The following is a 12831-nucleotide window of genomic DNA, read 5'->3' as shown; positions in this document are numbered from 1 at the left end:
CTTCCGATCTGGGGCCGAACCCCGCGCGGCGAAGCCGCGCCAAAATCTCAGCCCACCGTCCAGGTCTCGGTACCGGTCAGCAGGTTCTGCAGCGAATCGGCGGTCACCGGGAAACGCTCCCGCGCCGCGGCGGTCTGCGCGCGGACGCCGTCGTCGTAGGTCGGGCGGTCCACCGCCCGGAAAACACCGGTGACCACATGGTCGAGATCCTGGTCGGACAGCCGCGAGAGCGCGTAGGCGTACTCGGGATCGTCGGTGTGGGCGTCGTGCACGACGATCTCGCTGTCGGGTACGTTCGCCGACGGCACCGCCGCCAGCCCGAACCCGCGCCGCACCACCGCGTACTCGCCGTCGGCGCCGAACCGCAGCGGTTCGCCGTGCCGCAACCGGATCAGCCGCGATTCGCTGTCGCCGCGACGTAGCACATCGAACGAGCCGTCGTTGAAGATCGGGCAGTCCTGCAGGATCTCCACGAACGACGTACCGCGGTGCACGGCCGCGGCCCGCAGCACCTCGGTGAGCCCGGCCCGGTCGGAGTCCAGGGCGCGGCCGGCGAAGGTCGCTTCCGCGCCCAGCGCCACCGACAGCGTGTTGAACGGATGGTCTACCGACCCCATGGGGGTCGATTTCGTCACCTTGCCCGGTTCGGAGGTCGGCGAATACTGCCCCTTCGTGAGGCCGTAGATCCGGTTGTTGAACAGCAGGATCGTCATGTTCACATTGCGGCGCAGCGCGTGGATCAGGTGATTTCCGCCGATGGACAAGGCGTCGCCGTCGCCGGTGACCACCCATACCGACAGATCGGGCCGGGTGACGGCCAGACCGGTCGCGATGGCGGGGGCGCGGCCGTGGATGGAGTGGATACCGTAGGCGTCGAGGTAGTAGGGGAATCGGCTCGAACAGCCGATCCCGGAAACGAACATGAGGTTTTCCCGGCGCAGGCCTAGTTCGGCCAGGAATCCGCGGACCGTGGCGAGGATGACGTAATCGCCGCATCCCGGGCACCAGCGCACCTCCTGGTCGGAGGTGTAGTCCTTGGCCTTCTGCGGTTCTCCCGCCGTCGGTACCCCGGACAACCCGGAGACCGGCGTGATGCCGAGTTCGGTACCGGTCAGCGATGTTTCGACGATCGTCATGATGCGCCCCCGTTCGTGCGATAGGTCGCGCGCGCCCGCGCGGCGGCCACCTTGTCCTGTTCGAGACCGGCCAGGGAACCGTCCAGTGCCGCGTCGATGACACCGACGAGTTCCCGCGCGGAGAACGCCGTACCCGCCACCTTGGTCCACGGCCGGACGTCCACGAGGTATTTCGCGCGCAGCAGCCAGGCCAGCTGGCCGCCGTTCATCTCGGGCGCGACCACCGTGGGGTAGCGGCGCAGCGTCTCGCCGAGATCGGGCGGCAGCGGGTTCAGATGCCGCAGATGCAGTTGCGCCACCCGGGCGCCCCGGCGCCGGACCCGGCGGCAGGCCTCGCCGATCGGCCCGTAGGAGCTGCCCCAGCCGATCACCAGCACTTCCGCGTCGCCGCCGGGATCGTCGACCTCGGCCGGCGGTACCGCGATCCCGTCGATCTTGGCCTGCCGCAGCCGCACCATCAGCTCGTGGTTGGCGGGGTCGTAGGAGATATCGCCGGTTCCGTCGGCTTTCTCCAGCCCGCCGATCCGGTGGGCGCGGCCGGCTGTCCCCGGTACGGCCAGCGGACGCGCGAGCGTCTCGGGGTCGCGGGCGTAGGGCAGGAAATCGTCGTCGCCGCCCGGATCGAAATCCGGATCGATCGGCGCGAGGCCGGTCACCGCGGGGATGGCCCACGGTTCCGAGCCGTTGGCGATCGCACCGTCGGAGAGCAGCAGCACCGGCGTCCGGTAGGTGAGCGCGATCCGCGCGGCCTCGACGGCGGTGGCGAAACAATCGGCCGGTGAGCGCGGCGCCAGCACCGCCACCGGGGATTCGCCGTTGCGGCCGTAGAGGGCCTGCAGCAGATCGGCCTGTTCGGTCTTGGTGGGCAGGCCGGTGGAGGGCCCGCCGCGCTGGACGTCCACGATCACCAGCGGTACCTCGGTCATCACCGCCAGGCCGATGGATTCGCTCTTGAGGGCCAGACCGGGACCGGAGGTGCTGGTGACGCCGAGCGACCCACCCAGCGCGGCGCCCAGCGCGGCGCCGATACCGGCGATCTCGTCCTCGGCCTGGAAGGTGGTGACCCCGAAATTCTTGTATTTGCTCAGCTCGTGCAGGATGTCGGAGGCCGGGGTGATCGGATAGGTGCCGAGGAACAGCGGCAGGCCGGCCAGTTCACCGGCGGTGATCAGGCCGTAGGCCAGCGCGGTGTTCCCGGTGATCTGGCGGTAGGTCCCGGCGGGCAGCGCGGCCGGGGCGATGCTGTAGGTGGTCGCGAAGGCCTCGGTGGTCTCGCCGTAGTTCCAGCCGGCGCGGAAGGCGAGGATATTGGCCTCGGCGATATCCGGTTTGGCCGCGAACTTCTCCCGCAGGAACTTCTCGGTACCGCCGATCGGACGACCGTACATCCAGGACAGCAGCCCCAGCGCGAACATGTTCTTGGCCCGCTGGCCGTCCTTCTTACCCACCCCCGCCGATTCCGTGGCGGCCATGGTCAGCGAGGTCATCGGCACCTGGTGGACTACGAAGTCCGTGAGGCTGTCGTCGGTCAGGGGATCGGCGGTGTAACCGACCTTGGTGAGGTTTCGTTTGGTGAACTCGTCGGTGTTCGCGATCAGGGTGGCGCCGCGCGGTAGCTCGCCCAGGTTCGCTTTCAATGCGGCGGGGTTCATCGCGACCAGGACGTCCGGCTGGTCGCCGGCGGTGAGGATATCGTGGTCGGCGATCTGGATCTGGAACGACGAGACACCCGGCAGCGTGCCCTGCGGAGCCCGGATCTCGGCCGGGAAATTGGGCTGGGTGGCCAGATCGTTGCCGAAGGCCGCGGCTTCGTGGGTGAAGCGGTCGCCGGTGAGCTGCATACCGTCACCGGAATCGCCCGCGAATCGGATCACCACGCGATCCAATACCGCTGCGCCGGAATCGTTTCCGGTGAGCGTGGTCTCGGGGTGGCCGGTATTTTCCTGGTGCGAAACCATACGCGTGCGTCACTTCCTCGTCGAAATGAGCTGCCAATCGCCAAACTACCCCGCCGGGTGGGTGCCGCGCCGCAAAAAACGCGGCTCCGGTGGTGGTGTATGCGGTTGGGGGTGCGCGCCGCGCGGCATCGGGGGTGGGGCGCGCCGGTGGTGTCGTGTGCTCGGGGCGCGTCGCGGTCAGGCGAAGAGTTCGAGCTGGGGTGCGGTATCGGGTTCCGCGGCCGGTTCGGGGCGCGGCGGCTCCTGGTCCTCCGGGCGGAGGTCGTGTGCACGCAGCAGCGGATCGACGCGTTCCCGGAGCCAGGAGGCGTACTCGGGGGCGACCTGGGCGCCGCTCCGGTACAGCGGGCGGTATCGGCGTAGCAGCGCCGGGTGGTGTTCGGCCAGCCAGCCCAGGAACCAGCCCCGGGTGCTGCCCCGCAGATGCAGCGGTAACACCACCGCCGAGGCCGCACCGGCCGCGGCCAGCTCGGCGAACAGCTCATCGAGCTGGGCGCGGCCGTCGGTGAGGTAGGGGATCACCGGCGCCACCATGACGTTCACCGCGAACCCGGCCGCGCTACAGGCCCGCACCAGGTCCAGCCGGGCACGGGGGGAGGGGGTGCCGGGTTCGAGGCCGCGCTGCAGATCCGGTTCCAGCACGGCGAGCGAGATGCCGATACGCACCGGGACCTCGCGGGCGGCGAGGGTGAGCAACGGCAGATCCCGGTGCAGCAGCGTGCCTTTGGTGAGGATGGAGAAGGGGGTGCCGGAATCGGTGAGGGCGCCGATGATGCCCGGCATCAGCCGGTACCGGCCCTCGGCCCGCTGATAGGGATCGGTATTGGTGCCCAGCGCCACCTGCTCCCGGTGCCAGGAGCGCCGGGTCAGTTCGCGCCGCAGGACCGCGGCGATATTGGTCTTCACCACGATCTGGGTATCGAAATCGGTTCCGGCGTCCAATTCCAGATATTCGTGCGAGCCGCGCGCGAAGCAGTAGCGGCAGGCATGCGAACAACCCCGCATCGGATTCACGGTCCAGCGGAAGGGCAGATTCGACTCGTCGGGGATCTTGTTCAGCGCGCTCTTACAGAGCACCTCGTGAAAGGTGATCCCGTCGAACTCGGGAGTCCGTACGGTGCGGGCGAACCCGGCCCGGCCGAGGCCGGGCAGTGCACCGTCGTCGGCGTCCAGGGTTTGGTTCTGCCACCGCACCCGACCAGTCGAACACGCGTTCTAAGGGCTGTCAAGCCGCCGGGCGGAAGTCGGAGAGCGGCGCCTGCGGGTCGGCGAAGAAGGCCACCAGATCCCGGACGGTGTCGTCGATGGGGCGCGGCTGGTATCCCAGTTCCCGCCCCGCTTTGCCGCGGTCGACCATCGGTGCCGAGATCAGTGCGCCCAGGGCGGCCTTCGACACGATATCGGTGCCGAGGCGTTTGCCGATCGGTTCCATGACCGGGATGAGGCCGGAGATCAGCTTCGGGGAGATGGAGAAGCGGGGGCCGCGCTTGCCGCCGTGGCGGGCCGCCATCCGGCACAGCTCGAGCATGGAGATCATCTCGCCGCCCAGCAGGTAGTTCTCGCCGGTACGGCCGCGCTCACCGGCCAGGATGAGCCCGCGCGCGACATCGCGGACGTCGACGAGGTCGAATCCGCCGTCGATCATGGCCGGGATGCGGCCGCGGGCGGCGTCGCGCAGGGAGCGATTGATCCGGGACAGCGGGGCGCCGTGATCGGCGGGGCCGAAAACGCCGGTGGGATTGCAGATCACCGCGTCCAGGCCGGCCTCGACGACCTTGCGCAGTTCGATCTCACCGGCCCATTTGGACCGGTCGTAGACCGGCAGATCGGCGTCGGTGGAGCGGAGGGTGGTCTCGTCGATGCTCCCGCCGCAGCTGTACTGGTCGAAGGCATGGATCGAGCTCGCGTGGACGAACCGCCGCGCCCCGACCGCGTGGGCGGCTTCGGCGACCACCTTCACACCTTCGGTGTTCACCCGCCAGGCGAGGTCGTTCTTGTCCGCGAGGGTGATCACGGCGACCAGGTGGTACACCATCTCGACCCCGTCGAGGGCGGATCGCATCGACGCCGGATCGAGTACGTCGGCGCTCACCCAGGTGACATTCGCCGCGCTCGCGTCGCGGGGCGCCATCCGATCGATGGCGACCACTTCGTCGCCGCGCTCGGCGAGCAGCGGGAGCAGATTCGTACCCAGATAGCCGGCTGCGCCGGTCACCGCGACCTTCATGGGGACGAGAATATAGAACTTGTTCTAATTTGCAACATGTTCTAGTTCCGCCCCGGCGTGCGCGGCCTCGTGCGCGGGTGGTCCGGTGGGCTATATTCGGGCGGCGACCATCGCGTGCCGCAGGGGTGCATATCGTTGCGGTGAAAAGAGTTCCATCCGGTGGTCACGGAGTTGTTCGGAACGAATCAGGGGGGAGCCCGATGAGTAATGTGTCGGTGGAGACCGAAGCGCTGCGGGCCTTCGGTATCACCAATGCCGGGATCGGTACCGAGATCGCCGCCGCGGGTAATTTCGACACCGTGGCGCAGGTCGCGGCGATGACGCCGGTTTTCGGATTGATCGGCGCCGACTATCTGGCCATGTTCGCGGCCGCGCAGGTGCTGCAGGCCCGCGATATCAACGATCTGTCGGCGAAATATCAGAAACTCTCCCAGGCGGCTTTCAGTTCGGCGTTGAACTACGACGTCACCGACGGCGGGAACGCCGGGGCGCTCGGCGCGATGGGAGCCGAACTGTGAGGCCGCTCGACACCGCCGAGGGATCCGCGGGCCTGATCGCGCCCGAACTGCAGCACGGGGTGACCACCGAGATCCCGGTGGCCGCGGCGGCGCAGGCCCTGCCCGACCCCGGCGCGGCGATCCAGGACGTACCGCTGGCCCAGCTCCCGGATGGTGAGGTGCCGGTCGAGGCACCGGAATTCGTGCTGTCGCAGCGGGTCTCCGACGACGGTCCCGGTGCGGCGACCGTACCAGCGGGAGTTCCCGGGCCGTCCGGCTTCCCGGACGACCCGGCGCAGGCCCAGGACATCCTGTCCGGTGCCGCCGAGGATGCCGCCACGCAGGCCGGGGAACTGCTCGGAGTGGTCAACCAGGCCGCCGCGCCGGCGGTCGACGCCGCGCAGGGGGTTCTCGGCCAGGTGACGGCGGCGGCCGGCGGCGCGGGTGCGCCCGCCGCGGCCACCGGAGCCCCGGCGGCCGGAACCCCCGCGGCGGCCGCCCCGGCGCTGCCGTCGGATCCGGTGGGGGATCTGCTGAGCGGGGCCGCGCTGCCCGCTCTCCCGGGAATCGATGTGCTCTTCCAGCCGATCAAGGATCTGCTGAGCAGTTTCGGTACCGGCGTCATGGGCGCCCTCGACCCGACCGCGATCCTGAGCCAGTCCTCCCAGATCATCGAGCTGGCCGTGGGGGTCGGCAAGAGCAGCCTGTCCGCCATGGGGCAGTCCTGGGAGAGCGAAGCGTCGCAGACCGCGCAAACCGCCGGTCAGGAAGCCAACAACTCCGGTCTGCAGACCAGCCAGCGCGGTATCGATATCGCCGCGCTCACCACGGCCGCGGCCGGTGTGGTCCAGCAGGGCAACGCACAGCTCAGCACCATTGCCACGTCCTTCCTCGGGCAGGCCGTCGCACTGGCTCCGGTCGTGATGACCCCGCCCGCGCAGACCGCGCTCATCGCCTCGGCCACCCAGCACCTGGGCCAGGCCGTCAGCGTCGCCAACATCACCCGCGGGGATCTCGCCGGTAAGACCGCGGAGCTGAACGGCATGGTGCAGCAGTTGCTCGGGGTCAACGGGCAGCAGGCCGCCGAGGCGGCGCAGAACGTGGCGCAGAGTATCGGCGAACCGCTCATGCAGCAGGCGCAGAGCGTCGCGTCCGACACCTCCGGTCTGGAATCGATGCTGGGCTCCACCACAGGCGATCCGGCCTCGACCACCGTCGCCGGCGTCCAGTCCCCGCTGGGCTCCCCCTCGGGCAGCCCCGGCCTGTCCACCGGCTCGCCCGGCGGCAGCCCCGGCCTGTCCACCGGTTCGCCGGGTGGCACCCCCGGGTCACCGGTCCTGCCCGGGGTACCGGGCGCGAGCCAGAATCCGCTGGCCAATGTGCTGCGCCCGGGGGCCCTCACCGCCGGTATGCCCGGCTCCACCACCACGTCACCGGCGAATTCCTTCATGGGCGGCTCGCCCGGTGCCGCGGCCGGGCAGCGCAACAACGACGAGGAACACGGTCGCACCGTGGAGGCCTACCGGAGCCCGACGGGCAACGACGATCTCACCGGACCGCTCGGCGAATCGGCGCCGGAGGTCATCGGGGCGGTCGACGCCGACGAGGACCTCGGCTACGACAACCAGTTCTGATCCCGCACGCCCGGTCTCAGCGCAGGCCGGGCGGGTTGTTCAGATCAGGGGCCGAATAGGTGTCACAGGCCGCGACCTCGCCGGTCCGGTAACCGCTGAGGAACCACTCCTGCCGCTGCGCCGACGCCCCGTGGGTCCAGACCTCGGGGTTCACCCGGCCCTGTGCGCTCGCCTGGATCCGGTCGTCGCCCACGGCGGCGGCGGCCGAGAGCGCGTCGCGGACATCACTGTCGGTCAGCGGTCGCAGGAACGGGGTGTCCGATCCCGGCGCCGGCGTGCGGTCGGCGTAGTGGGCCCAGATACCCGCGTAACAGTCGGCCTGCAGTTCGGTGCGCACCGCGCCCGACTGCGGGCCCTGCGGGTCCCGCTGGGCCCGCCCGATATCGCCGAGCAGGTTCTGGAGATGGTGCCCGACCTCGTGGGCGACCACGTACTCCTGGGCCAGCGGGCCGCCGGTCGCGCCGTACCGGTCGACGAGTTCCTGGAAGAACCCCACGTCGAAATAGGCGGTGCTGTCGGCGGGGCAGTAGAAGGGGCCGACCTCACTGGTGGCATAGCCGCAACCGGTGGAGACGGCCCCGGTGAACAGCCGGATACCCGGCGGCAGGTAGGTGGTCCCCGTCTGCCCCGGCAACTGCTGCGACCACACCGCGTCCAGGCTCTGGGCCGTGAGCACCACGCGGCAGTCGACATATCTGTTGGCATCCGCGCCAGTGCGGCAGTGGTCGGGAGTCCCGGCCGTCGCGGAACCGCCCTGCTGGAGATCCTGGGTGCCGGTGAACCGGCCCAGTGCCGACTCCGGGTCGCCGCCCAGCAGCAGGGCCAGCACCAGCACGATGAGGCCGCCGGCGCCGCCGCCGAGAGCGACTTTCCCGCCGCGTCCCGGCCCGCCGCCGGAGGAGGCCCGGCCCGGATCGATCCGCACATGCTCGTTGAAGGTCATGGTCGATCCCGTCTGTGAACGTGATTGCCACGGCTTTGCTCGGCTGTTCGCAATATATCGGTTTCCGGGTGCCCGGCGCCGCGCACTACGATGGCAACCGCATCCGGAGGCCGTCCCGGTGTGCTCCGAACGTCGAAAGGAAACCCGTGCTGCGCACCCACTTGGCCGGTTCACTGCGAAGCGAACAGGCCGGTCAGACCGTTACCCTTTCCGGATGGGTGGCCCGGCGGCGTGACCACGGTGGCGTGATCTTCATCGACCTGCGTGACGCCTCGGGGGTCGCCCAGGTGGTGTTCCGCGAAGGACCGGCCGCCGAGCAGGCGCACCGGCTGCGGTCGGAATACTGCGTCCGGGTGGTCGGCGTGGTCGAGCAGCGACCCGAGGGCAACGAGAACCCGGAACTGCCGACCGGTTCGGTGGAGGTGAACGTCAAAGAACTCGAGGTGCTCAACGAGAGCGCCCCGCTGCCGTTCCAGCTCGACGAGCAGCCCGGTGAGGAGGCCCGCCTCCGGTACCGCTACCTGGACCTGCGCCGGGAGGGGCCGGCGCACGCGATCCGGCTGCGGTCGAGGGTGAACGCCGCCGCCCGCGCGGTGCTGGCCCGCCATGAATTCGTCGAGGTCGAAACCCCGACCCTCACCCGCTCCACCCCGGAGGGCGCGCGCGACTTCCTGGTGCCGGCCCGCCTGCAGCCCGGCAGCTTCTACGCGCTGCCGCAGAGCCCGCAGCTGTTCAAACAGCTGCTCATGGTCGGCGGTATCGAACGGTACTTCCAGATCGCGCGGTGCTACCGCGACGAGGACTTCCGTGCCGACCGGCAGCCGGAGTTCACCCAGCTCGACCTGGAGATGAGCTTCGTCCGCCAAGAGGACGTGATCCTGCTGGCCGAGGACATCCTGGTGGCGCTGTGGGAACTCATCGGCTACCGCATCCCCACCCCGATCCCGCATATGACCTACGCCGAGGCGATGCGCCGGTTCGGTAGCGATAAGCCCGACCTGCGCTTCGGGGTGGAGATCACCGAGTGCACCGAGTACTTCGCCGAAACCCCGTTCCGGGTGTTCCAGGCGCCCTACGTGGGTGCGGTCGTGATGCCGGGCGGTGCGGCCCAGCCCCGGCGCCAGCTCGACGCCTGGCAGGACTGGGCCAAACAGCGCGGCGCCAAGGGACTGGCCTACGTGCTGGTCGGTGCGGACGGGGCCCTCACCGGTCCGGTGGCCAAGAACCTCACCGACGCCGAGCGGGCCGGACTCGCCGATCACGTCGGCGCGAAACCGGGCGACTGCGTGTTCTTCGCGGCCGGTCCCGCCAAGGCCCAGCGCGCCCTGCTCGGCGCTGCCCGGTCGGAGATCGCGCACCGGGTCGGCCTGGTCGACGAGAACGCCTGGTCGTTCGTCTGGATCGTGGACGCGCCGCTGTTCGAGCCGGCCGCCGACGCCACCGCAAGCGGCGATGTGGCGCTCGGGTACTCGGCGTGGACCGCGGTGCACCACGCGTTCACCTCGCCGAAGCCGGAATCGATCGACACCTTCGACACCGACCCCGGCAACGCGCTGGCCTACGCCTACGACATCGTGTGCAACGGTAACGAGATCGGCGGCGGCAGTATCCGTATCCACCGTAAGGACGTGCAGGAACGCGTGTTCCAGGTGATGGGGATCAGCGAGGAGGAGGCCCAGGAGAAGTTCGGCTTCCTGCTCGACGCCTTCGCCTTCGGCGCCCCGCCGCACGGCGGTATCGCCTTCGGCTGGGACCGCATCGTGGCGCTGCTGGCCGGGCTGGATTCGATACGTGAGGTGATCGCCTTCCCGAAGACCGGCGGCGGCGTCGACCCGCTCACCGACGCGCCCGCCCCCATCACCGCGCAGCAGCGCAAGGAAGCCGGGCTGGACGCGACCCCCAAGGCCGATGGCGAGGCCAAGGTCGCCGGGAACGGTGCGGTGCAGGCGGCGGGTAAGGGCGGCGGCGCCTGACCCGATCACACCGGTGAGATGGGCCCGCCGGTGAGCGTGCGATACGCGTAGGTGACCGCGATCGCCGCCACCGGCCCCGCCACCAGCAGGCCGAAACCGCAGGCGAGCAGGCCGAGCAGGGTGACCACCAGCACTGTCAGCACCAGCAACAGCACCCGCCCCGGATCCCGCAGCACCAGCAGGAAACTGGACTTGATCGCCTCCACCGGCGTCTGTCCCTGTTCCACCGCGAAATGCAGCGAGAACATACAGCCGATCCCCACCAGGATCCCGGGAATCAGGCACAACGCCGAGGCGAGCGTGGTCGCCAGGAACGCGAGCAGCGCGGTCAGGAAGGCATTGCCGATACTGCCGATATAGAAATACGAGCCGAACCCCGGCCGGTAGCCGTCGGTTTCGTACAGTGCGCCCCGGACCAGTGCCGACTGCAACACCCACAATCCCGCCATCACAGCCGCGAACAGCACCAGGAGCGGAAGCGCCGAGGTCGGCTCGATCAACTGGACGATCGCGTAGAAGGTCAGGTAGATGATCAGTCCGACGGAGGTCACCGCGAGCCACGGGCCCGGATTGCGACGGAACTTCTCCACGCCGTAACTCAGCGCATGCCCGATATCGAGGTGACCGGGAATACCCGTACCCACGGTCTGGTAGCCGTAGACCGGCGCGTCCGCGCCCGGAACGGACTGCTGGTCCGGGCCGCTGCCCGGGGGCCCGTAGACCGGTTGGCCGCCCGCCCGGCGCTCGGGTTCGGCGTCGATCTGGGTGGGATCACCCGGTGCGGCGCCTCGGCCGGAGGGAGCGGCGACCGATGCCGGTTTCCCGAGGCCTACCGCCGGGGCGGCGTGCTGCGGGTTCGCCGCGGACTCCGCCGGCCCGGCGTCCGCGGTCGCGGGCGTGGTCCGGCCCGTGTCCGGGGTAGTGGAGGTGGCCGGACGCGGGGAATCCGGCGTCGCGGCGGGTGACTTGCCGCCCGGAGCGGGTGGGTTGCCTGGCGTGTCCGGGGTTCCGGGGGAGTCCGAGGTGGAACGCGGTGTGTCGGTCACGCTGGCAGACCTTTCGACTCAACTGGTTTCCGGTGTGGCGCACAGCAGTTCAGATCGAGAAAACCCGACCCGTACAGCGCTGTCAAGCAGGCCGGGCGCGTGCCGGAGAACACATCTGACACGCCGGACGACACGGAAAGGTTGTGTAACCGCTCGCTAGAAGTGACCGAATGCGAGTAACTTGAGATGCGATGACTGCACTACTGGCCGAACGAGCCACCGAAGTCGTATCCGCAGCACAGCAGTTGCTCACAAAGCGAATGGGTGCTCCGGTGAAGTTGAGTGATCCCGTCGAACTCAGCGGAAGCGGACGGACGACTGTCCTACGTGTACGGGTCGCCGAGAACGCCTTCTCCCTACCCCGCACCCTGATCATCAAGCAGGTGCGGGGCTCCGTCGCCGACCCCAAGAACGTGACGATCACCCCCGGTGTCGCCAGCGTCGACTCCGCCTTCCTCCGTGAAGCGGTGTCCTACCAGTTCACCACCGCGCTCAGCCGCGGCGAACGTCCCGGCGCCTACCTGATCGCGCACAGCCTGCCCGAGCGGTTGCTCGTACTCAGCGACCTCGGTGACAACACCCGGCTCACCGATGTGCTGCGCTCCGGCGCCGAACCCGCGACCCGCAACGCCATGATGGCGTTCGCGCAGGCCCTGGGCCGCATGCACGCCGCCACCATCGGCCGCGAACCCGATTTCGTGGCCCTGCTGCGGCGCGTCGACGTCACCCACCGCGTCGACGGTATCGCCCAGCAGGCCGAAGCCGCCGTCGCCGAGGTCCCCGGCCTGCTCCGCCGCGAATTCGGCCTCGAGGTGCCCGACGAGGTCACCGAGCAGATCGCCCACGGCGCCCGGCTCTTCTCCGGCGGCCGCTTCCGGGCCTTCAGCCCGTCGGACCTGTGCCCCGACAATGTGATCATCAACGACGAGGGCGCCCGCATCCTCGACTACGAATGGGGCGGCTACCGCGACGCCACCCTCGATATCGCCTACGCGCTCGTATCCTTCCCCGGCTGCCTGTGCGATATCGAACTGTCCCGCGAACGCGCCGCCCAGATGGTGGAGGCCTGGCGCGCCGAAGTAGTCGGCGTCTGGCCCGCCCTGGCCGACGACGACCTGCTGGCCGACAAAATCCTCGAAGCCCGCCTCATCTGGGCCTGGATGAGCACCTACTGGTTCCTCCCCGCCGACCACGCCCGCATCGCCGCCGCTCGCGAACACGGCCTCTCCGTCCCCCGCTCCGACGCCCTCCTCAACCGCTGGGCCGGGGTGGCGGAAGACGCCCGCTGCCTAGGCAACGACGCGGTCGGCGACTTCGCCGAAGCTGTTTGCGCGGTAATAGACGAACACCTGAGCTGAGATATTGGAGCGGCTCCGCCGCTCGAGGGTGGGGCCCTATTAACCCCGGGTCTTCACTC

At 69.5% G+C, this 12831-nt stretch carries 10 protein-coding genes; 4 read left to right on the top strand and 6 right to left on the bottom strand.

What is annotated here, in order from left to right:
* Positions 1-47: 47 nt before the first annotated feature.
* The 4 genes from ACWDU1_RS19340 to ACWDU1_RS19325 all read right to left on the bottom strand — a co-directional run bounded on the left by ACWDU1_RS19340 (position 48) and on the right by ACWDU1_RS19325 (position 5321).
* Positions 48-1136, bottom strand: coding sequence for a 2-oxoacid:ferredoxin oxidoreductase subunit beta (locus ACWDU1_RS19340; RefSeq protein ID WP_450000234.1), 1089 nt, complete (start codon positions 1134-1136; stop codon positions 48-50).
* Entirely contained in the window at positions 1133-3094 is a 1962-nt protein-coding gene (locus tag ACWDU1_RS19335; protein ID WP_450000232.1) for a 2-oxoacid:acceptor oxidoreductase subunit alpha, read from the bottom strand. Before ACWDU1_RS19335 ends, ACWDU1_RS19340 begins: the two co-directional genes overlap by 4 nt.
* A 177-nt stretch (positions 3095-3271) precedes the next feature.
* Positions 3272-4288, bottom strand: coding sequence for an Rv2578c family radical SAM protein (locus ACWDU1_RS19330; RefSeq protein ID WP_450000230.1), 1017 nt, complete (start codon positions 4286-4288; stop codon positions 3272-3274).
* Positions 4289-4319: 31 nt separating this feature from the next.
* Positions 4320-5321 carry an NAD-dependent epimerase/dehydratase family protein gene (locus ACWDU1_RS19325; protein WP_450000228.1) on the bottom strand — a complete coding sequence of 334 codons (1002 nt, stop codon included), beginning with the start codon at positions 5319-5321 and terminating at the stop codon, positions 4320-4322.
* 200 nt (positions 5322-5521) lie between these two features.
* Between ACWDU1_RS19325 and ACWDU1_RS19320 the strand changes: the two genes are divergently transcribed.
* A complete protein-coding gene (locus ACWDU1_RS19320; protein ID WP_450000227.1) occupies positions 5522-5839 on the top strand; it encodes a type VII secretion target in 318 nt (105 codons plus the stop codon).
* Positions 5836-7452, top strand: a complete 1617-nt coding sequence (locus ACWDU1_RS19315; protein WP_450000225.1) for a hypothetical protein — start codon at positions 5836-5838, stop codon at positions 7450-7452. The genes ACWDU1_RS19320 and ACWDU1_RS19315 overlap by 4 nt, the downstream gene beginning before the upstream one ends.
* A gap of 16 nt (positions 7453-7468) precedes the next feature.
* On the opposite strand, the gene ypfJ is transcribed toward ACWDU1_RS19315, so the two are convergent.
* On the bottom strand, positions 7469-8395 hold the full coding sequence (ypfJ, locus tag ACWDU1_RS19310) for a KPN_02809 family neutral zinc metallopeptidase (RefSeq protein WP_450000223.1): 927 nt from the start codon (positions 8393-8395) through the stop codon (positions 7469-7471).
* A 146-nt stretch (positions 8396-8541) separates the two neighbouring features.
* On the opposite strand from ypfJ, the gene aspS reads away from it, so the two are divergent.
* On the top strand, positions 8542-10368 hold the full coding sequence (gene aspS, locus ACWDU1_RS19305; protein ID WP_450000221.1) for an aspartate--tRNA ligase: 1827 nt from the start codon (positions 8542-8544) through the stop codon (positions 10366-10368).
* Between the two features lie 5 nt (positions 10369-10373).
* On the opposite strand, the gene ACWDU1_RS19300 is transcribed toward aspS, so the two are convergent.
* Complete coding sequence (locus ACWDU1_RS19300) at positions 10374-11414, bottom strand: hypothetical protein (RefSeq protein WP_450000220.1); 1041 nt, start codon at positions 11412-11414, stop codon at positions 10374-10376.
* Between the two features lie 191 nt (positions 11415-11605).
* Between ACWDU1_RS19300 and ACWDU1_RS19295 the strand changes: the two genes are divergently transcribed.
* Positions 11606-12772: a kinase gene (locus ACWDU1_RS19295; RefSeq protein WP_450000219.1), complete on the top strand. Its 1167-nt coding sequence runs from the start codon at positions 11606-11608 to the stop codon at positions 12770-12772.
* Positions 12773-12831 lie beyond the last annotated feature (59 nt).

The organism is Nocardia sp. NPDC003345, assembly GCF_053589395.1.
The sequence above is the reverse complement of the archived record's forward strand: the minus strand, read 5'-3'. Positions and strand labels throughout refer to the sequence as shown.